Source organism: Streptomyces sp. NPDC087844 (assembly GCF_044742785.1).
GTDB lineage: Bacteria > Actinomycetota > Actinomycetes > Streptomycetales > Streptomycetaceae > Streptomyces.
On record NZ_JBIUVD010000038.1, the window covers coordinates 1 to 20,231 of the forward strand.

Here is a 20,231-nt window from a genome sequence, read left to right on the forward strand (position 1 = left end):
CGTACCCGCATGCTCGTCTGGACACACGCCGGTGCGACCGCGTCGCCGGGCTTCCCTCGTGCGTTCCAACCCAAACAGGCCCATTCATCAACCACTGATCACCACCGGACAGAACGTTGCGCTGGTCCAGGCCTTCAGCCTGTGCGAACCAGCCCCGCGAACTGACTCACTAAAGAACTCCTGACGAAACGACTCCAAGGTGGTGGTTGGATCACTCCGGGACTGATGATCCGGGGTGCGGGGCGGTTCGGCCGAAGCTGTGGGAAGGCGACGACGAGCTGTGGGCGGTGCACGCTGCGCCGAGGAGAACGTAATTACGTCGACAGCGCTCCCTGGCACCCGGCAAAGTGGCCGTCATGACGAGCAGTGAGCTGTGGACCCGTGCGACCGCCGAGCGCTACGACGCCGAGGAGACCGAGACGTCCTCGGCCGCCGTTCTCGGACCGACTCTCGCCTTCCTCGCCGAGCTCGCCGGAGACGGCCAGGCACTGGAGTTCGCCATCGGAACCGGACGAGTGGGCGTCCCGCTCCGGGAACGCGGCGTGCCGGTAGTGGGCATCGAACTGTCCGAGCACATGGCAGCGGTGCTGCGGCACAAGATCGACGAGAGCGCGCTCCCGGTAACCATCGGGGACATGGCTACCACCGTCGTCCCGGGGGAGTTCACCCTGGTCTATCTCGTCTACAACACCATCACGAACCTGCTCACGCAGGACGAGCAGGTCGAGTGCTTCCGCAACGCAGCACGTCATCTGGAGCCCGGCGGCCGATTCGTCATCGAGCTGGGCGTGCCGCCGCTGCGGTTCCTGCCGCCCGGCCAGGTCGCGGTGCCGTTCGATGTCTCCGAGCAGCATCTCGGCTTCGACACCTTCGACCTGGTCGAGCAGATTCTCGTCTCGCACCACTTCACCCGCGACGGCGACGACGGCCGCTACCGTCGCGGCAACTCCCGGCACCGGTACGCCTGGCCGGCAGAGCTCGACCTGATGGCACGGATCGCTGGGCTTGAGCTGGAACGTCGCGTCGCGGACTGGGACGGGGCGCCGTTCACCCAGGACTCCGCGAAGCACATCTCCGTGTGGCGCAAGCCAACCTGAGGTCGGCCACCGGGCCGTCAACGCAAGCCGTGCCCGTCCTGGAACTCACACCGGGAGTTCAGGCGCCGCCAGCCGATCAGTGCGCATCCGAGGGTGAGGAAGGCTTCATGGATGTCGTCGCGTATCTCCCAACGGATCCGTAGGCGGCGGAACCAGTGCAGGTGGGCGAATGCTCGCTCCACGACCCAGCGTTGGGCGCCGAGTCCGGAGCCGTGCTCGGTGCCCCGTCGGGCGATCAGCGGCTTCACGCCGAGGTCCTGGACGAGGCGGCGGTACTTGTCGTGGTCGTAGCCATGGTCGCCCAGCACCACGTCTGGGCGGTACCGGGGCCGGCCTCGCTTGCCCCGCACCGGCGGCACCGCCTGAAGCAGCGGAATCAGCTGGGTGACGTCGTTGCGGTTGCCGCCGGTCAAGGTGGCGGCGAGCGGGATACCGGTTGCGTCGGTAATCAGGCGATGTTTGCTGCCCGTCCTGCCCCGGTCAACGGGGCTTCGTCCAGTCTTGGGTCCCCCTTTCAACGCCCGTATGTGGGAGCCGTCGACGGCCGCCCGGGAGAAGTCCTGGGCGTACGCGCTGCGAAGCTCGGCCAGGAAGACCCGGTGCAGCCGGGACCAGACGCCAGCCTCGGTCCACTCGGCCAGGCGGCGTCAGCAGGTCATGCCTGCGCCGAAGCCGAGTTTCTGGGGCAGATGTTGTCCGCGTACTGTCTGGTCTGGCTGGGCCGGTACGTTTGAACGTCCCCAGGTATCAGACCACTTCGGTCTCGCGGGCGAGGGCTTGGAGCCGGTTCTTGAGCCTGTAACTGGGACCATTGATCGCGACGACATCGCAGTAGTGCAGTAGCCGGTCGAGGATCGCGCTGGCCAGGACCTCGTCGCTGAACACCTGTCCCATTCGCTGAAGGTCTTGTTCGAGGTCAGGATGACCGAGCCCTTTTCGTAGCGCTTAGAGATCACCTGGAAGACCAGGTTCGCCTCGGCCCGCTTTAGGGGCCGGTAGCCGACCTCCTCGACCACGAGAACACCGGGCCGCAGGTAGGAGCCGGGTTCTCGGTCAGTTCGTCATAGACCGACAGCGGCCTGCGGCCGACTCGACCTGGGTGGCCGCGGCCCGGTTGAGGAGGCTCCGCAGCGGTCCGGCGTCCTATGCGGACACGGCCTCGGTCCGGTCGGGGAGGCCGGTGGCGGTCCGGCGGTTGTTGCCCTCGGGCAGGCCGTTCCAATGACTTTCGTCGACGACCCGGGCGCCCCGGCCAACGGCTCGGGGATGCCCGGCCAGCGGGCACTCGCCCATGCTGTCCGGCGTGGTCGAGTGGAGGCTGATCTGTGACTTGGTGGCCCTGACCTCGACCAGCTGACGGGCCCGGACCTTGCAGCCGGGACCGAGTAGAGGTTGCCGTCGAGGGCGACCAGGCAGTCCTTGCCGACGTGCCGCAGCTGCCGCTCGGCCACCGGATACGGGATCTCGGGCAGCGGCTTGAGCGCCGCATGGTCCCGGACGGCCCAGTGGCCGATGACCTCGTGGTGGGTGGCATGGGTGCGGGCGCGTCGCTGCGGCACCCAGCTCATGAACGCAGCGTCCATCTCCTCGATGGACGAGAAGGCCCGCCCGGACAGGACATGATCGCGGACGATGAGGACCTGTCGTTCAACGCGTCCCTTTCCGGTGGGGCGGTGGGGCGGTGAGGCGGTGGGGCGGTGGGTCGCCAGGACGTCGCTGTCGACGTCGTAGTGGCCGGCGAAGCCGACCGCCTCCGGATGCAGCGGCACCGCCTCACCCGGCGCGACGTGATGACGCACGACGGTCTTGATCCGGTCGTAGACGATCGACATCGGCACACCCGACAAATGAGCGAACGCCCGTCGGTGCCAGTCGAAGAAGGTTTGCTGGTCCTGGCTCGTGGTGAAGCAGCAGAACGGATCGCGTGAGTACGACAGCGTCATGTGGAACGAGTAGACCTTCTCGACCCACGTGGGTCAGGATCTTGCCCTCGTCACCCCAGTCAGCCTGGGCCTGGGCACCGGGCACGACATCGAAACGGCGATGCATACCCGCCAACTTCCGCGGCTCGGCCCCCAGGTCAGCGGCGATCCGCGGCCCGGCCTACTGCAGATAGAGCTTGACCCGCTGATAGTTGATCGTCGAGCCGTACTCCTGCACCAGGCGCTCATGCACCACCGCACCCTTGATCAGGATCTCAGCCCGCAGCATCGCGTGGTGCTGTGGTCGTGGAGCTCCGCCACCACCACTAATGCCCGGCGGTACGAGTGGTGAGGTCCTCGTCCGTGATGGGGCGGACCACCCGGCAAGGGGTTCCGAGCGCGACGGTCATCGGGGGAATGCTGTGGCTGACGACGCTGCCGGCGCCTATGACCGACCCGTATCCGATACGGACGCCGGGCAGCACCACCGCGTTGCTACCGATCCACACATTGTCCTCGATCACGATCGGTTCCGAGAACCGTCCGAAGTCAACGCGTCGTGACGGATGCACCGGGTGTCCCGTCGTGGTCAGTGTCACACTGGGCGCGATCATGACACCGTTGCCTATGCGAATGTCCACGTCGTCGACGAACGTGAGGTTCACGTTCCCGAAGAAGTCGTCGCCGATATGGATGTTGCTGCCGAACCCGGCGTGGAACGGCGGCAGCAGCACCGTGCGTTCACCGACCGAGCCGAATATCGCGCCGAGCAGCGATCGACGCTTCTCCGTTTCGCTCGGTGGTGTGTGGTTGTACTCGAAGATCTGCTCGGTACGGCGCCGCAGGTTCTGGAAGGCCGCTTCCGACTCGGTGTAGACGAGCCCTTTGGCGATCCGGGCCAGCACTTCTTCCTCCTGAGCTGGCGTCACAACGGAACGCTCCCTTCGCTCAACCCTTCGGGCACAGGCCCGGCGCACCTCCGGTCGACCGCGCGCATCCAGAGCCTACGTACACCGCGAAGAGACCGTGATCCCTTTCGGACCACGGATCATGGTCCCCACGCGGCCCAACAGGCACCGTCCTAGTGCTGGGTTCCGCTTTCGTTGGGTATATGTCCTGGTGGCGGGGTAGTTGATGGTGCTCGGGGCGGGTGCTGGGCGATGGTGTTATGGGCACGGCCTGGGCTTGACGAGGACGAGCGGGTGGTGGTTCGTCGGTTGTCGCGGGCGCGGAAGGCTCCGCGGGACGTGGTGATGCGGCCCCGGATAATCGAGTTGAGTTGGTCGGGGCTGAGGGTGCCGGCGATCGCTGCGGAGCTGGGCTGCAGCCAGAAGACGGTCCGCTGCTGGCTGCACCGCTGCAACCTGCTGGGGCTGCAAGGGCTGGATGACCTGGGTGGGCAGGGCCGCAAACGGCGGATCACCGAGGAGGAACGATCTCGGATCATCTCCCTGTGGTCAAAACCGTGCCGCCGGGGCGGCTGCGGTGGGAACCCGTTGGAGAACTGTGGGCCTTCGACGAGTCCGGACCCGCCGAGTGGACTCTGGCTTCTCTGGCCGCGGCAGCGCGGGCGGAAGGGATCAAGGTGGGCCGCTCACAGGTTCGCGCCGTGGGCGACGGTATACGGCTACTTCGCCACCTGGCAGAAGGAGGGTGTCTTCGACCGGCTCAACGGCCTGTTGCGGCGCCTGGTACGTGCAGCCGAAGGCCGGGACGCCGAGCCGAGCGCCCGCGTGCTGGACGCGCGGGGCATCCAGACTTCCGCCAATGTGTCGGCCGCCGGCCAGGGCATCGATGCAGGCAAGAAAATCGCAGGTCGCAAGCGCCATATCAGCGTCGACACCCTTGGCCTGCTGTTGGCTGTCCGGGTGACCGCAGCGAGTGTCTCCGACAACATCGGCGGCATCCACCTGCACTCCCAGATCTCCGCCGTCACCCCTCAAGTGACCAAAGCATGGACCGACACCGGCTACCGGACACCAAAGCCATTGACCATGGCGCCCGCCTCGGCATCGATGTCGAAGTCGTCCAACGCGACCCCGGCGTAAAAGGGTTCAAGGTGATCCCTCGACGTCGGGTAGTCGAGCGGACCTTCGGCTGGCTGATGCACCACCGTCGTCTCGCCCGCGACTACGAGACCCACCCCCACCGATCCGAAGCCATAATCCACGTCGCAATGATTGACCTCATGAGCCGACGACTCACCAGCGAATCCACTCCGAACTGGCGTGACACCTGAACCTCGAACCAAACAACCTCGCCGGGACAAAACGCGCTTTCAGGTCGGTTGGCCGAACCAGGTGCCCAGTGCACGCACCAGCGTGGTGGTGTCGAGGTCCTGCCCGGTGGGCAAGGCCCGGGCGACACAGCCGTCGGGCCGGATCAGCAAGGCGTCGACGTCCACCCGGTCCGTGCGGGCGGTGACGGTGTTGACCCGTCCGGTCCACGTGGCCGCGGCGTCGCGGACCTCCGCGCGGTCGACGAGGTCCAGCAGGAGTCCGCAGCCAGGTGTAGGCGACGCGAGGTGAGAAACCGCAGGTCGACCGCAATGTCGTCGCCGCGGTGAACCGGCTGGAGGTCACATCGCATGCGTGCCTGATCCGCAATGACGAAGGCATCCCTCGCGTCCGTCTTCCCATCGCCCCGGTAGGATCCGGAGGCGTGATGGCCGGTGCGGCCGGGGATGTAGAGGACCTTTTGCCCGTGGTCGGTCAGCAGCGCGATCATCAGGGCAGCCCCGCCGGCGGTGAAGTCGATCGCCCACGTCACCGGCTCACCGCCGCTCAACTCCAGCACATCGCTGGCCAGTTGGAGCAATGCGTTCTCGTCGTTGACCACAGGCTGCGACAGCTCCCGCGTGCCGTCAGCACCGAGCACCACGCGTGGTGCTCGGCCTTGCCTGCATCCATACCAGCCCACAGTCGGGGCACGGCCGCTTCCGAAGTCGTTCCTCTATCTGTCGCAGGACGACCTCGCCAGCGTGTCCTTACCAAGCGGACTTTGCCGCGCATCCCAATGAGTGGCCGGGTCGTCGCGGGATGCCGGGCGGCCAATTGTTTGAAGCCACCGCTGGGCTGGAGACATGCAGCCACACCCAGCATCCCTGGCCTTCCGATCCTCCGAGTGACCGGAATCAGCCCCAGGAACAACGTAAGAAGACACGACCCTCACCGCGGCCGGTACTTCAAGCCCCAGCGCCTCCACGCAGACAAAGCCTACGACCGCGCCGACCTGCGCAGATGGCTCCGATGGCTCCGATGGAAACGTATCGGAGTTCGCATCGCCCGGAAAGGCATCGAATGCAGCGAGCGAATAGGGCGTCGGAGGTGGGTGATCGAGCGCACGATGTCATGGCTGTCCGGTTACCGCAGACTCAGTCCCCGCTACGAGCGCCGGCCCCTCAACTACCTGGCTGTTCTCGGACTTGCCGCCGCCCTCTGCCGCTACAAGCGCCTCGTCCGCCTCGTCCGCCTCGTCCGCCTCACCACGTAGGACACGATCTTAGGCATCCGTAACAGCACGGCCCGCGGGCACCACAGCGGCGACGCTCTAATCCTGGCCTCAGGTTGATCGGGGACAATGAGCGGCAAAAGCATCGACTGGAGGGGGCGGGCCGACATGCGGATCATGATCGCGGATGACGAGGCGGCCATCCGTGAGTCGCTGGAGCGGGTGCTCCAGGTCGAGGGTTACGACACCAGCACCGTCGCCAACGGTTTCGCCGTGCTCGACGGGGTCGGTGGCGACGCGCCGGATCTGCTGCTCCTCGACGTGATGATGCCCCGCCTCGGCGGGTTGGAGACCTGCCGGCGGTTGCGGGCCGCGGGCCGGGATCTGCCGGTGCTGATGCTGACCGCCCGTGACCAGGTCTCCGACCGGGTCGCGGGGTTGGACGCGGGCGCCGACGACTACCTGCCCAAGCCGTTCGCCACCGAGGAGTTACTGGCCCGGGTGCGGGCCCTGCTGCGCCGGCGCACGCCGGGCGACGAGGAGTCGCAGATCCTGTCGTTCGCCGATGTCCGGCTCGATCCCGACAGGTTCGAGGCGTGGCGGGGCGGGCGGCCGCTGCGCCTGACCCGGACCGAGTTCTCCCTCCTACAGGTCCTCATGTGCAACGCGACCCGGGTCTTGACCCGCGACGCGCTGTTCGGGGCGATCTGGGGCTACGGCATGAGCTCCACCGCCAACAACCTCCAGGTATACGTGAGCTACCTGCGCCGCAAGATGGAGGCCGAGGGTGAGCCGCGATTGATCTACACGCTGCGCGGCCTGGGATACACGTTGCGGGAGACTCCTCCGTGAGCAGGCCCGCCGGCCGGGCACCGCGCCGGCTGACCCGATGGTGGCGCCGGCGGTCCCTGCGGGCCAGGCTGACGGTGATCGCGGCGACGGCCATCGCCGTCAGCGTGTTCGCGGCCTTCCAGGTGGCCAGCGAGCTACTGGACTGGGAGCTGCAGGAGAGCGCCGAGATTCAGCTGCGCGCCGACTCCCGCGTCCTGGCGACGAACGCGGAGCGTGCCGGTCCGGCGCAGGTCCAGCTACCGCCGTATCCCGGATCCGGTCGGCTGGTGCGGGTCATTCTGCCCGACGGCTCGATCCGGACGCCGGTCGGCCAACCCGCGCTGCCCCCGGTCAGCGAGCGCGCCGGGCGCGTGGCGCAGGGCGCGTCGGCCGACCTGATGGAGTCGAACGACAGCGACGACGACGGCTACCTCATCTACACGCTGCGGGCGGGCGACGGCGCGGTCCAGGTGGCCTACGTCGTCGACGACAGCCCGGTCAACCAGTTCGGGTTCGGCATGCTGCTGATCGGGCTGCTCTGTGTGGTCGGTGGTGCCCTTGTCGGGCGGACCGTGGCGCGGACCGGGCTGGCACCGATCGACCGGCTGACCGCCGCCGCGGTACGTGTCGCGCACACCCGGGATCTCGAAGCCGACATCCCGGATGAGGGCGGTGGGGAGATCCGGCGGCTGATCCAGTCGATCAACGACATGCTCGCCGCGCTCCGGGACTCCCGGCGGGCCCAGCGGCTGCTCGCCGAGGACGCCGCCCACGAGCTCAAGACTCCACTCACCAGCCTGCGACTCAACGCCGAGCTGCTGATCCGGCTCGATCGGCGCGGCACCCTGGACAGCGCGCTGTCGGCGGAGAGCCGGACCCGGCTGCTCAACGATCTCGGCGCCCAGGTGGACGAGTTGAGCACCCTTGTCGCCGAGCTGACCGACCTGGCGCGCGGTGACGTCAGCGACGAGAGCACCGAGGTGCTCGACCTCGCCGACGTGGTGGTGGCCGCCGTGACCCGCGCGCGTTCCCGCGTGCCCGACATCGAGGTCGCGCTCGACGTGACCTCTGTGTGGGTGAGCGGGCGTCCCGCTGTGCTTGAGCGGGCGGTGCTCAACCTCATCGACAACGCCGGCAAGTGGTCCCCCGCGGACCAGCCGGTCCAGATCCGGCTCCGTGCAGAGGGCGCGTCGGCGGTGCTTGAGGTCGACGACGCCGGGCCGGGCATCGACGCCGCTGACGTACCGCGGGTGTTCGACCGGTTCTACCGTGCCGACAGCGCCCGGGCGTTGCCGGGATCCGGTCTGGGGCTGTCGATCGTGCAGCGGGTCGTCGACGCCCACGGCGGCCGGGCGGCCGTCGCCCGCTCCGCCCGCGGTGGCGCGCTGCTTCAGGTCGACCTTCCGGCCGCGGCCCCGCCCGCCCCGATCGCGCGGCTCACCGCCGGCGAGGACACCGCGATGCGCTGACCCGCCCGGCGGCGCGGCGCGGGACAAGGGACGGCGCAGCACAAGGGACGGCGGCCCTCGGACATCGTCCCGCGCGACTCACCGTCCGGGGCAGGACACCACGACGCGCCCACCCCAGCCCCGGCGCGTGGCGCAGGACCAGAGGGCGGCGACCGTCGGGCCCATGAAGAAATCCGGGACGGGCCCCCAGGCCCGTCCCGGATTTCGTCAGTGCCGCCGCGCTCACCGTTGCAACGCGGGCTCCCGGTCGTCGGCGAGCGGCTGTGGACCGTCCGGCAGCTCCGCCGCTGGACGGGACAGCCGACTCGGCCACCACATCCGCCGGCCGATCAGCAAGGTGAGGGCGGGCACCAGGACCGACCGCACCAGCAGGGCGTCGAGCAGCACGCCGAAGGCGACCAGGAATCCGACTTCGACCAGCATCACCAGCGGAAGTGTGGCGAGGACCCCGAACGTGGCCGCCAGGACCAGGCCTGCCGAGGTGATGACGCCACCGGTGGCCGAGAGGGCTTTGAGCATGCCCTCTCTGGTGCCGAGACGCAGGGTCTCCTCCCGGGCCCGGCTGGCCAGGAAGATGTTGTAGTCGACGCCGAGCGCCACCAGGAACAGGAATGCCAGCAGCGGCACCGAGGAGTCGATGCCCTTGAACCCGAGAATCGTGTCGAAGAAGAACACGCTGCCGCCGAAGGCCGCGGCGAATGAGATGACCACAGTGGTCATCAGGACCAGCGGGGCCAGGATCGCGCGCAGCAGCAGCCCGAGGATGATCAGGACGACGACGAGCACCAGCGGGATCACCAGCTTCTCGTCGCGCACGGTGGTCACCTCGGTGTCGAGGTTCTCCGCACTCGGCCCGCCGACGATCGCCTCAGCCCCGCTCACCGCGTGCACGGCGGTGCGCACCCGCTTGATCGTGTCGTACTCCGCGGCGGTGTCCGGCGCGTCCTTCGGGGTCACGGAGATGTTGGTCCAGCCACCGCTGGTCTGCTCCGGAACGGCCTCGGCCACACCGCGAGTGTCCTTGACGACGTCGAGCACCCGCTCCTGGTGCGCCGGCCGCGTGAAGATCGTCATCGGCTGGCCGCCGAGCTCCGGGAAGTGCTGGCGCAGAACGGTGAAGCCGTTGACCGACTCCGGCGTGGACAGGAACTGGTCCTGCTCCCGCAGGGCGCCGGTGTTGCCCGCCAGCCCGAGGGCGAGCACGCCGAGGACTCCGAGCGAGCCGAGCGTCGCCACCCACCGGCGGCGGTTGATGGCGGTGCCGAGCCGTCCCCACAGCCCCGGCTTCTCCTCTACGGCCGTGCTGAACCGCGGGACGGCCGGCCAGAAGACCCGCCTGCCGAGCACCACGAGCACCGCCGGGAACAGCGTCAGCATGGCCACCAGCGCGCACAGGATGCCGGCCCCACCGATCGGGCCCAGCCCGCTGGTGCTGTTCAGGTCCGCGACGAGCAGGCAGAGCAGGCCGGCGACCACGGTGGCCGCGGACGCGATGATGGCCGGCGCCGCGCCGCGTAGCGCGTGGACCATCGCGACCCGGACGTTCTCATGGTGGTGCAGTGCCTCCCGGTATCGAGCGATGAGCAACAGCGCGTAGTCCGTGCCGACGCCGAACACCAGGATCGTCAGCAGCGCCGAGTTCTGGTCGTTGACCACGATGTTGAAGCCCTTGACGAGCAGGTAGACGGTGCCCATCGAGGTCAGTGCCGCCGCGCCGACGGCCACCAGCGGGATGATCCACAACACCGGGCTGCGGTAGGTGAGGATGAGCAGGAGCGTGACGACGATCATGGTGGTGAGGAGGACCTGCGTGTCGATGCCGTCGAAGACGGCATCCATGTCACCGTCGATCGCGGCCGGGCCGGTCACGTCGAGTTCCAGGCCGGTGGGGCGGTCCTTCGCGGCGTCACGTACCGGGCCGACGAGGTCCTCCGGTGGGCCGTAGGACGTGCTCACATCGAGGGTGAACACCATCGCCTTGCGGTCGGCGGAGCGGCTCATCGGTGAGCCCTCGTCGTCCTCGCCGGCCGCCGCCGTCCCCTTCGGCGGATACCGCTTGGCAAGGGTGTCGTAGTGGCGCTCGACCGTCCCGCGGTCGGCGTCGGTCATGCCGCCGTCGCGGTGGTACACGAAGACGAACGTGTTGTCCTCACCACCGGGGAGCCTGTCGTCCAGCGCCGCCACCTTGGTGGACTCGGCACTGGCCGGCAGGGTGTCCACGGCGCTGTCGGTGGTGACCGAGCTCAACTTTCCGCTCAGCGGCACCATGCCCACCGCCAGCACCAGCCATAAGCCGATCACCAACCATGGCACCCACCGGCCTGCCAACCGACCGGCCGGCGCTTCCCCGGACGGCGCTGCGTCGACTGCCATCACTAGCCTCCTACATACAAGTTGCTTCGCTTATCTGGATGCCTACTTCTTACGGAGCGAACCTGAGACGACTGTTAATACGGTGCTCAGGCCGGTCGGCCGAACCAGGTGCCCAGCGCACGCACCAGCGTGGTGGCGTCGAGGTCCTGCCCGGTCGGCAAGGCCCGGGCGACACAGCCGTCGGGCCGGATCAGCAGAGCGTCGACGTCCACCCGGTCCGTGCGGGCGGTGACGGTGTTGACCCGTCCGGGACACGCGGCCGCGGCGTCGCGGGCCTCCGCGCGGTCGACGAGGTCGGGCAGGAGCCCACGACCCTCACGCAGCAGGTCCGCCGACCGGGTCACCGCGGTGACGACGTCCGGGTCGGGCCGCTCCAGCGTCAACTTCATGTCCGGGCACAGGGTGCAGACGAACCGGTGGTCGTCGCCCAGGTCGTACCGGACGTGCATGCCGACGAGCATGTCGGCGACGTACCGATGGGCGTCGTCGAGGTCCATCAGGTCGGAGAACATCTCCCACAGCGCCCTCGCCTGCGGGTCGGGGCGCATCAGGGCGATCTGGGCCCGGGTGTTCTGCAGCAGGCGCGCCGCGACCGGATGCCGTTCGGTGGTGTACGTGTCGAGGATGTCCTCGCCGACCCAGCCGCATACCACGGCCGCGAGCTTCCGGCCGAGGTTCGCCGCGTCGACGATACCGACGTTGAGGCCCTGGCCGCCGACCGGCGCGTACACGTGGGCCGCGTCCCCGGCCGGCAGGACCCGGCCGGCCCGGTACGTGGTCGCCTGCCGCGCGGTGTCGATCCAGTGGGTCCCGGACAACATCGTGGTGATCGTGACATCGGTGCTTGACGCCGAGAGCGTGCACGCGGTGGCCGGGGTGCCCGCTGAGTCGGCGGGGCGTGATGCGGTGAAAGAAGTACCGGGCCGCAGGCATGGCTTGGCCGTTGACGTTCTGGGGTTGGTGATCGCGGTGGTCGCGGTGCCCGTGTCGGCGCACGAGAACGCCGTCGGGATCGCGCTGCTGGGCAGGGTCGCCGCCGACACCGATGCCGTGGGGAAGGCCCTGGTCGGCCAGGGCTTCGAGAATGCCGTCGTCGCGCGCGGGGGGAAGGTGGGCATCGGGGTGGAGGTCGTGGAGCGAGATCCCGCGCAGACCGGGTGCGTTCCCCGGGCCAGGCGGTGGGTCATGGAACGCGCCTATGGGGTCTTGATGCTGCACCGCAGGCTGGTGCGCGACTACGGGCATTTGCCGGCAGTTCGCAGTCGCGGGTGTACTGGGCGATGACCGCGGTGGTACTGCGTCGGCCGACCGGCGCGGCCACACCGGCCTGGCGCACCGTATGACCGGCGGGGAGCTGACGCTCGGCGCGGTGCCGGCGCGGCTGGAGGAGCGGGAACGTGAGATCACCGCACAGGCCGAGACGATGCGGGAACAGGTCGCGCAGCTGACCGCACAGTTCGACGAACTCGGCCGGGCCGCCGAGGAAGTCCGGAGCATCCGCAAGACACTGCCGGGGCTGCCCGGCCCCGGGCCGCCCGTGCCGTCGGCACCGAAGCTGCCGGATCATCCGGCCTACCAGCATGATCAGGGCGGTGTCCACCGCGGCCGACCACCCGCTGCGGGCCCGGCAGGTGTGCGAGGCCATGGATCTGGCGGTCGCGCCCGACAACATCAACTACGTCCGCCTCAGCTTGAGCGGCCGGCCGACCGCTGGATCCTGACCGAGACCCAGCCAGGCCTGCTCACCCAGCCTCGGCGCCGTAGCCGACCGACGTCGCCACGACCTGCCCGCCCGTCCCGCACGAAACGAAGAATCGCGCATCAGGTCTCACACCGCCCTCTGAGGCACGAGAGGCAGTGAGGTCACTGTGCTGCGGCAGCGTCACCTAATTGTTATGGCGGATGACAAATAGCGCCTCCCGCACCCTGGGCACGGCATCCGGAGCGTCGTAAGTTGCCGCTCACAACATTCAGCCCGTGCGGATCATCCGACCCCCGGCACTTCCCGCGAGAGCGTGTTTCTCGGCTTTCTCCGCACCGCCCTCATGCGTCGGGTCGTCCGGCAGTAACACCAGAAGGGACCCTGCACATGCGCAAAGGAATCCTCCTCACCGCCGTCTCAATGGCACTGGTCAGCTCGCTCACCGCCTGCGGTGACTCCTCGTCGGGCGACAGCGGTTCCGGCTCCGACGCCAAGCCGAAGATCGGCGTGATCCTCCCGGACAGCAAGTCCTCGGCCCGCTGGGAGACCGCGGACCGCAAGTACCTCTCCGAGGCGTTCAAGGCGGCGGGTGTCGAGTTCGACATCCAGAACGCGCAGGGCGACAAGCAGGAGTTCCAGACCATCGCGGACCAGATGATCACCAGCGGTGTGAACGTGCTGGTGATCGTGAACCTGGACAGCGGTACGGGCAAGGCGGTTCTGGACAAGGCCAAGGGGCAGGGCGTCGCCACGATCGACTACGACCGGCTCACGCTCGGCGGCTCCGCCCAGTACTACGTGAGCTTCGACAACACCGCGGTCGGCAAGCTGCAGGGCGAGGGGCTGAGCAAGTGCCTGAGTGACATGAAGGCCGAGAAGCCCATCGTCGCCACGCTCAACGGCTCCCCGACGGACAACAATGCCACTCTTTTCGCCGAGGGCTACAACGGCGTCCTCGACCCGAAGTACAAGTCGGGCGACTACGTGAAGGGGCCGGACCAGTCCGTGCCCGACTGGGACAACGCCCAGGCCGGCACCATCTTCGAGCAGATGCTCACCAGCGAGCCCAGGATCGGCGGCGTGCTGGCCGCCAACGACGTCCTCGGCAACGCGGCCATCGCCGTCCTGCGCAAGCAGAACCGCAACGGTGAGGTCCCGGTCACCGGCCAGGACGCCAACGCGCAGGGTCTGCAGAACGTCCTCTCGGGCGACCAGTGCATGACCGTCTACAAGGCTGTCAAGAAGGAGGCCGACGCCACCGCCAGGCTCGCCGTCTCCCTCGCCAAGGGCGAGAAGGGCGACACCAACGCGACCGTCGAGGACCCCGAGGGCAAGCGCAAGGTCCCGTCCGTGCTGGAGACGCCGGTGGCCATCTACAAGGAGAACGTCAAGGACGTCGTGGACGACGGCTTCGTCACCAAGAAGGACCTGTGCACGGGCAAGTACGCCGTCCTGTGCGCCGAGGCCGGAATCAAGTAGCCCCGACCGGGCGACCGGGCCGCCACCCCTGGCCCGGCCGGTCCGGCCACGGGCTGAGGGCTCCCACCTCCCCGTACCCGCGGCTCGCGGCCCGGGTCCCGCGGCCTCACGACCCTAAGGAGTCGTCTTCCATGACAGCGACCCCGATCCTTCGACTGCGCGGGATCGACAAGAGCTTCGGCGCCGTGCAGGTACTGCACGACGTGTCCTTCGACGTCCGACCGGGAGAGGTGACCGCACTCGTCGGAGACAATGGCGCGGGCAAGTCCACCCTGGTCAAGTGCATCGGCGGGATCCACCCGTTCGACGGTGGTGAGTACTGGTTCGCAGGCGAGCAGGTCCAGGTGCACAGCCCGCGTGACGCGGCGGCCCTGGGTGTCGAGATCGTGTACCAGGACCTTGCGCTCTGCGACAACCTCGACATCGTGCAGAACATGTTCCTCGGCCGTGAGAAGCGCCGGGGACTTGTCCTGGACGACGCGACGATGGAGGAGATGGCCGCTCAGACCCTCGAAGGGCTGTCGGTCCGCACCGTCAACTCCATCCGCCAGCAGGTCTCCAGCCTCTCCGGCGGCCAGCGGCAGACCGTGGCCATCGCCAAGGCCGTGCTGTGGAACAGCAAGGTCGTCATCCTGGACGAACCGACCGCCGCGCTCGGTGTCGCCCAGACGGCACAGGTTCTCGAACTGGTCCGGCGGCTGGCCGACAACGGCCTCGCCGTGGTCCTGATCTCGCACAACATGAACGACGTCTTCGCGGTGTCCGACCGGATCGCCGCCCTCTACCTGGGCCGGATGGCCGCCCAGGTCAGCACGTCGAACGTGACGCACTCCCAGGTCGTCGAACTCATCACCGCGGGCCGCAGCGGGGACCTCGGCCTCGCCCACAGTAATGGAGTCACCGCATGACCGCCGCAGTCGCCTCCGAGAAACCGGAACTGCCGCACGGTTCCCGGACGCCGAAGAAGAACAGTGCGGCGGGAGCCGTGAGTCTGCGTTCGGTCGCCCGGAACTACGTCGACCGGGTCCGCGGCGGCGAGTTGGGCGCCCTGCCCGCCGTACTCGGCCTGATCGTCCTGTGCGTGTTCTTCGCCGTCCTGCGCCCGGTCTTCCTCTCCGAACTGAACTTCGCTAATCTGCTGACCCAGGGTGCGGGCAGCATAGCCATCGCCATGGGGCTGGTCTTCGTCCTCCTCCTCGGCGAGATCGACCTGTCCGCGGGGTACGCGAGCGGGGTCTGCGCCGCTGTCCTCGCCATCCTGCTCACCGACCACGGATGGCCCTGGTACGGGGCGGTCGGGGCGGCGATCCTCACCGGCACGGTCATCGGCCTGGTGCTCGGCCTGCTGGTGGCGAAGGTCGGCATCCCCTCATTCGTGGTCACGCTGGCCGCCTTCCTGGGGTTCCAGGGCATCGTGCTGATGCTGCTGAAGGAAGGCACCAACATCTCGATCCGGGACGAGACGATCCTGGCCGTTGCGAACAACAACCTCTCTCCCGCGCTGGGTTGGGTGCTGCTCGCCGTCTGCGTCGGGGCGTACGCGGCGATCCAGCTCCGGCAGAACCGTAACCGCCGACAGCGCGGACTCGCCCCCGCTCCGCCCGCTCTGCTCTCGTTCAGGATCGGTGGGCTGGCGGCGCTCGGCGCGGTCGCCGTCCACCTGCTCAACCAGGAGCGCAGCCGCAATGTCATCGTCGACTCGCTCAAGGGCGTACCGATCGTGGTGCCGGTCATCGCCGTCCTGCTCATCGCCGGCACGTTCCTGCTCCAGCGCACCTCCTTCGGTCTGCACATCTACGCCGTGGGCGGCAACGCCGAGGCGGCCCGCCGGGCCGGCATCAACGTGGCAGCCATCCGGATCTCCGCGTTCGTCATCTGCTCCTCCCTGGCCGCGGTCGGCGGCATCATCGCCGCGTCCAGGGGCAACTCGGTCGACCCCAACACCGGTGGCAGCAACGTGCTGCTGCTTGCGGTCGGCGCCGCCGTGATCGGCGGGACGAGCCTGTTCGGCGGGCGGGGCCGGGTCGTCGACGCCGTGCTCGGCGGCATGGTGGTCGCGGTCATCCAGAACGGCATGGGCCTGATGGGGTACAGCTCAGGGGTCAAGTACGCTGTCACGGGTTCCGTTCTGCTGCTGGCCGCAGGCGTGGACGCACTGTCCCGTCGCCGGGCCGTACAACGATGATGAGGTCTGGGGTTCCATGAAAGCCGGTCCCTCGCAGGAGGAGATCCGCCGGCACAACCTCGGCACCCTCCTCCGACATGTGCACATCGGCGGATCCATGTCACGTGCCGTCCTGGCCGAGCGCATGGGCCTCAACCGCAGCACCATCCTGGGCCTGGTGAGCGAGCTGGGCTCGGCCGGACTCGTCCGCGAGGAACTTCCCCGCGACACCGGCAGGGCGGGCCGTCCGTCCCTGGTCGTACGGCCCGAGTCCGACCGCGTGTACGTCCTCGCCTTCGACGTGGGTGTGGACCGGCTCGCCGCCGCACGCATCGGTTTGGGCGGGGTCTTCCTGGAACGCAGGGAGATGTCTCTGGCTCCCGGCCGTCGCGACGCCGGCACGGTGGCAGAGATCCTCGCCGGCGCCGCCCTGGAAATGGTGGGTACGGTGCCGCGCGGAACCCACTGCGTCGGTGTGGCCGCCGCCGTGCGCGGGATGGTGCGCCGACCCGACGGCCTCATCCGGGCCGCGCCCTACCTCGGTTGGGAGGACGAGGAGCTCGGCGAGGACCTCAGGCTCCGGCTGGGCCTCGGCCTTCCCGTCTCGGTGGGTAACGAGGCCAGTCTCGGTGCGCTCGCGGAGCACCTGCGCGGTGCCGGCAGGGGCTGCCAGGATCTCGTGTACCTGCATGGCGACATCGGTATCGGCGGCGGTGTCATCACCGGTGGGCAACTGCTGGGCGGTGACTGCGGATACGGCGGCGAGATCGGGCACATGGTCGTGAATCCGCGAAATGGCCGGCCCTGTGGCTGCGGGTCGCGCGGCTGCCTCGAAGCCGAGGCGGGGGAGCGCGCCCTGCTGGAGGCCGCACGGCGCGACCCGTCGGCCACCGGCCGGGAAGCCGTACGCGCCGTCGTCGAAGCGGCAGACCGGGGCGACATCATCGCTCGCGCCGCCCTACACGATGCCGGTGACTGGCTCGGCATCGGCGTCGCCAACCTGGTCAATGTGCTCAACCCGCGCACGGTCATCTTCGGCGGGACACTCCGCGAAGTGTTCCTCGGCTCGGCCGCGCAGATCCGCAGCCGTATCAACCGCCTCGCCCTCATGTCCTCCCGCGAGAACCTGCGGCTGCGCGTGGGGGAGCTGGGCGACGACGCGGTGCTCGTCGGAGCCGCCGAACTCGCCTTCTCCGAGATCCTGGTCGGCCCGCTGGAGACGCTGGCTCGCACGGGTGCCCAGCCAGTACAGAAACGCGACCGGCATGAGGGACGATCCTCGTCGGGACGCCTTGTCGAGCGGGAAGACTTCGCGTAGGCGCCTGCATGAAGGTGGCAGCACGCCAGGGACGTCCGGTTCCCGTCCGGCCGCCTCGACCGTCGTTGTACCAGGGGGCGGCCATCGAGGGGAATGTGCCGTACCGGGTTGACCTACTGCGTCGTCATCGGCGCCTGCCAGGACCTGCAGGAACTACGCGGCATCGCCGGTGTCTACCGTGGGCTGTGTCGAGTGCACCGGCCACCCCTGCCGCAACTCGGTGGCACCTGGCCGGACGCGGTCCACGAGGCGAGTCTGGCCTGCACGCGGTTGACCGCAGGCCAGGGTGGGGCGGGCGGTGCCTCCTGAGAACTGGCCGAGCTGCACCGGCTGCGCGGCGAGTACGCCGACCCCGAGCGGGCCTACCGCGACGCGCTGAACCACGGCTGTAATGAGCAACCGGGCCTCGCGTTACCCTGGTTGGCCCGGGGCCTCAAGGACAAGGCGACGGCCGCGATTCGGCAGGTGCCGGCGGAGACGACCGAACCGTTGCGCCGGGCACGGCTGCTGCTGGCGGGGGTGGAGATTCTTTCGGCGAACATCACGGTCGGCCGGGGCGAGGCGGCGTCCACCAGGTGCTTGTCTCTGGTCTCCGGGTCGCATCCCGGGCAGGTGCCGTGGCGTGTCGAACGACGCCCTGCCCACTTCTCCGTCCCCGCCATCTCCTCGTGATAGGCGCGGCTGCATCACTGCGGAGTGTTGCTCTCCAACAGGATGCGGCCGCGTCCTCGGTAGCATGGCCTACTCGGATATCACCCCTGTGAAAGGCGGCGCTTCCGAAGGCAACGCCCCACGCCCGGGTGCGTAGTCGCTTTACGGCGTGTAGACGGCGGCGCTGCCGTACAGCTCTTTGGTGAATGCGGAGATGTCCGCGCTGCGGTTGGCGCCGTCGAGATTGTACGTCAGAAAGACTCCGTATCCTTCGCTTACGGTGCGGCGGGCGAGGGTGGCGACCGTACTCTGCGATGTCCTGCCGACCTCGACGGCTGCTGGTGACAGTTTCGACTTGGCCAGTCCGATGCCGGGGACCTGCCAGGTTCCGTAGTACGGATTCCATGCATAGGTGAACTTGGACGAGATGTCGACGCCGCCGTAGGACAGACGGGACGCGGACGGCCCGATGTTGTAGAGGCTGATGATCTTGTCCGGCATGTTCGCACGGAGCGCGGTCACCACATGCACGAATGAGCTGGCGTTGGGTTGCCCGGTGCCGTTGTTGCCGTACTCGGCGTATTCGTCGTCGAAGTCGATCCCGTCGAGGCCGTATCTGGTCACGGTGTCCGACAGTTGCTTGGCGAACGCTGACGCCGTCTGCTGAGACGGGAAGTTGGCGAAGCCCGCCCCCTGGTGGTTCCCCAGCACCGACAGGACGACCTTGATGCCCTTTTGTTGTAACGGTCGTATCTGGGTGGCTGCGTTGTCGAGGACGCGCTGCACGTTCTCATTGAAATACAGCTGTGCCGTCTTCGTTCCCGTGTTGTAGTTGATGTTGGCCGCGAAGATCACGGCAACGTCGAAGACATTGTCGCGGCTGTTGGCGAGGGTGTACTTGCCGACGTTCAGCATGCTGTTGTTATTGACCTCGACATACGCCACCGAGGTCGGTCCCGCCTTCGCGAGTGCCGGGGCCGCCGTGGCGTGAGTCGTGACGGTCGCTCCGAGAGTGAGAGCCGCGACGGTCGAGAGGGCGAACACCGCCGCCTGCATCCTGCTCCGTACAAGCGTGAGCATCGTTGATCGGTCTCCTATCGCATGGTCGGCGCTCAGCCTGTTCGAACGTGCCGAGCAAGCTCTCCGAGTCCCGACAGTCGTGCGCCAACTCTTCCCAACTTCCACGCACGTAACACGGCAACTCGGTTACTTCGCATGCCGGTTGGCGGATCCGGCTTGGTCCGCGTCCTGTTCGAGTGCGTCTGTGCCCACTCGGTGCCACCACTTGCAGGCGAGTCCGAGGGTGCGTGCCCTCACCGTGCAGGACACGGTCCTATCGTCCCAATGACCGAGCCTCGTACTCGTGCTGCGCCGCCAGTACCTCGTCGCTGTGCTCGACCGTCCAGTCGTACAGACGGGTGAAGGGTTCACGAAAAGACTCGCCAAGGGGTGTGAGGGAGTACTCCACACCGAGGGGGGAGGTTTCGAGCACCCGGCGCCGGATCATGCCGTTGCGCTCTAGTTTGCGCAGCGTCTGGGTCAGCACCCGCTGTGTGATGCCCTCCAGCTGTCGCTTGATCTCGTTGAACCGCGTCGGTTGCTCCAGGACCGCCAGGACCATCATGGACCACTTGTCGGCGATCTGGTCGAGGATGGGCCGGCTTGGGCACTCGGCACTGAACCGCGGCATGCCGCGGGGCGGAGGGGGCGTGGAGTCGGTATCCATCATGATCCTTGGTTGTTGAAAAGTGCGTTATTGACCGTCCTCGGCGCAG

The 20,231-nt window shown here is 68.2% G+C and carries 16 protein-coding genes and 7 pseudogenes; 13 read left to right on the forward strand and 10 right to left on the reverse strand.

The window, feature by feature from the left end; all coding sequences use genetic code 11:
* The first annotated feature begins 356 nt into the window (after window positions 1–356).
* A complete protein-coding gene (locus ACIOKD_RS40560; RefSeq protein ID WP_402093416.1) occupies window positions 357–1,097 on the forward strand; it encodes a class I SAM-dependent DNA methyltransferase in 741 nt (246 codons plus the stop codon).
* Window positions 1,098–1,114: 17 nt separating this feature from the next.
* Here ACIOKD_RS40560 and ACIOKD_RS40565 read toward each other — a convergent pair.
* The 4 genes and pseudogenes from ACIOKD_RS40565 to ACIOKD_RS40580 all read right to left on the reverse strand — a co-directional run.
* Window positions 1,115–1,792 (reverse strand): annotated as a pseudogene (locus ACIOKD_RS40565) (IS5 family transposase); the annotation flags it as partial.
* 52 nt (window positions 1,793–1,844) lie between these two features.
* Window positions 1,845–2,140: pseudogene (locus tag ACIOKD_RS40570) on the reverse strand (ATP-binding protein); the annotation flags it as partial.
* Window positions 2,083–3,371 (reverse strand): annotated as a pseudogene (locus ACIOKD_RS40575) (Mu transposase domain-containing protein); the annotation flags it as partial. The pseudogenes ACIOKD_RS40575 and ACIOKD_RS40570, both read right to left, overlap by 58 nt.
* Complete coding sequence (locus ACIOKD_RS40580) at window positions 3,346–3,948, reverse strand: sugar O-acetyltransferase (RefSeq protein ID WP_402093418.1); 603 nt, start codon at window positions 3,946–3,948, stop codon at window positions 3,346–3,348. The pseudogene ACIOKD_RS40575 and the gene ACIOKD_RS40580, both read right to left, overlap by 26 nt.
* A 324-nt stretch (window positions 3,949–4,272) precedes the next feature.
* On the opposite strand from ACIOKD_RS40580, the pseudogene ACIOKD_RS40585 reads away from it, so the two are divergent.
* Both ACIOKD_RS40585 and ACIOKD_RS40590 read left to right on the forward strand, forming a co-directional pair.
* Window positions 4,273–4,395: pseudogene (locus tag ACIOKD_RS40585) on the forward strand (helix-turn-helix domain-containing protein); the annotation flags it as partial.
* Window positions 4,396–4,602: 207 nt separating this feature from the next.
* Window positions 4,603–5,258: pseudogene (locus ACIOKD_RS40590) on the forward strand (IS5 family transposase); the annotation flags it as partial.
* A 39-nt stretch (window positions 5,259–5,297) separates the two neighbouring features.
* Here the strand turns inward: ACIOKD_RS40590 and ACIOKD_RS40595 are convergent.
* Both ACIOKD_RS40595 and ACIOKD_RS40600 read right to left on the reverse strand, forming a co-directional pair.
* Complete coding sequence (locus ACIOKD_RS40595; RefSeq protein WP_402093458.1) at window positions 5,298–5,513, reverse strand: hypothetical protein; 216 nt, start codon at window positions 5,511–5,513, stop codon at window positions 5,298–5,300.
* Between the two features lie 2 nt (window positions 5,514–5,515).
* Window positions 5,516–5,928: pseudogene (locus tag ACIOKD_RS40600) on the reverse strand (IS110 family transposase); the annotation flags it as partial.
* Between the two features lie 247 nt (window positions 5,929–6,175).
* On the opposite strand from ACIOKD_RS40600, the pseudogene ACIOKD_RS40605 reads away from it, so the two are divergent.
* The 3 genes and pseudogenes from ACIOKD_RS40605 to ACIOKD_RS40615 all read left to right on the forward strand — a co-directional run.
* Window positions 6,176–6,511, forward strand: a pseudogene (locus ACIOKD_RS40605) (transposase); the annotation flags it as partial.
* Between the two features lie 126 nt (window positions 6,512–6,637).
* On the forward strand, window positions 6,638–7,321 hold the full coding sequence (locus ACIOKD_RS40610) for a response regulator transcription factor (protein ID WP_402093459.1): 684 nt from the start codon (window positions 6,638–6,640) through the stop codon (window positions 7,319–7,321).
* Window positions 7,318–8,769: an ATP-binding protein gene (locus ACIOKD_RS40615; protein ID WP_402093419.1), complete on the forward strand. Its 1,452-nt coding sequence runs from the start codon at window positions 7,318–7,320 to the stop codon at window positions 8,767–8,769. The genes ACIOKD_RS40610 and ACIOKD_RS40615 overlap by 4 nt, the downstream gene beginning before the upstream one ends.
* A gap of 222 nt (window positions 8,770–8,991) precedes the next feature.
* Here ACIOKD_RS40615 and ACIOKD_RS40620 read toward each other — a convergent pair whose 3' ends face one another.
* A complete protein-coding gene (locus tag ACIOKD_RS40620) occupies window positions 8,992–11,142 on the reverse strand; it encodes an MMPL family transporter (protein ID WP_402093420.1) in 2,151 nt (716 codons plus the stop codon).
* A gap of 86 nt (window positions 11,143–11,228) precedes the next feature.
* Window positions 11,229–11,963 (reverse strand): FAD-dependent monooxygenase, encoded by a 735-nt coding sequence (locus tag ACIOKD_RS40625; RefSeq protein WP_402093422.1) that lies wholly within the window; start codon window positions 11,961–11,963, stop codon window positions 11,229–11,231.
* 1 nt (window position 11,964) lies between these two features.
* On the opposite strand from ACIOKD_RS40625, the gene ACIOKD_RS40630 reads away from it, so the two are divergent.
* The 7 genes from ACIOKD_RS40630 (at window position 11,965) to ACIOKD_RS40660 (ending at window position 18,114) form a co-directional block, all read left to right on the forward strand.
* Window positions 11,965–12,426, forward strand: a complete 462-nt coding sequence (locus tag ACIOKD_RS40630) for a hypothetical protein (protein WP_402093424.1) — start codon at window positions 11,965–11,967, stop codon at window positions 12,424–12,426.
* A 296-nt stretch (window positions 12,427–12,722) separates the two neighbouring features.
* A complete protein-coding gene (locus ACIOKD_RS40635) occupies window positions 12,723–12,863 on the forward strand; it encodes a hypothetical protein (protein WP_402093426.1) in 141 nt (46 codons plus the stop codon).
* 368 nt (window positions 12,864–13,231) lie between these two features.
* Window positions 13,232–14,323, forward strand: a complete 1,092-nt coding sequence (locus tag ACIOKD_RS40640) for a sugar ABC transporter substrate-binding protein (protein ID WP_402093428.1) — start codon at window positions 13,232–13,234, stop codon at window positions 14,321–14,323.
* Window positions 14,324–14,454: 131 nt separating this feature from the next.
* A complete protein-coding gene (locus ACIOKD_RS40645) occupies window positions 14,455–15,231 on the forward strand; it encodes an ATP-binding cassette domain-containing protein (RefSeq protein ID WP_402093430.1) in 777 nt (258 codons plus the stop codon).
* Complete coding sequence (locus ACIOKD_RS40650; protein WP_402093432.1) at window positions 15,228–16,508, forward strand: sugar ABC transporter permease; 1,281 nt, start codon at window positions 15,228–15,230, stop codon at window positions 16,506–16,508. Before ACIOKD_RS40645 ends, ACIOKD_RS40650 begins: the two co-directional genes overlap by 4 nt.
* A gap of 16 nt (window positions 16,509–16,524) precedes the next feature.
* Window positions 16,525–17,805, forward strand: coding sequence for an ROK family protein (locus ACIOKD_RS40655; protein ID WP_402093434.1), 1,281 nt, complete (start codon window positions 16,525–16,527; stop codon window positions 17,803–17,805).
* Between the two features lie 108 nt (window positions 17,806–17,913).
* Window positions 17,914–18,114, forward strand: coding sequence for a hypothetical protein (locus ACIOKD_RS40660; RefSeq protein WP_402093435.1), 201 nt, complete (start codon window positions 17,914–17,916; stop codon window positions 18,112–18,114).
* A gap of 504 nt (window positions 18,115–18,618) precedes the next feature.
* Here the strand turns inward: ACIOKD_RS40660 and ACIOKD_RS40665 are convergent.
* Window positions 18,619–19,536, reverse strand: a complete 918-nt coding sequence (locus ACIOKD_RS40665; protein WP_402093437.1) for an endo-beta-N-acetylglucosaminidase H — start codon at window positions 19,534–19,536, stop codon at window positions 18,619–18,621.
* A 253-nt stretch (window positions 19,537–19,789) separates the two neighbouring features.
* Window positions 19,790–20,182, reverse strand: a complete 393-nt coding sequence (locus ACIOKD_RS40670) for a winged helix-turn-helix transcriptional regulator (protein WP_402093460.1) — start codon at window positions 20,180–20,182, stop codon at window positions 19,790–19,792.
* Window positions 20,183–20,231 lie beyond the last annotated feature (49 nt).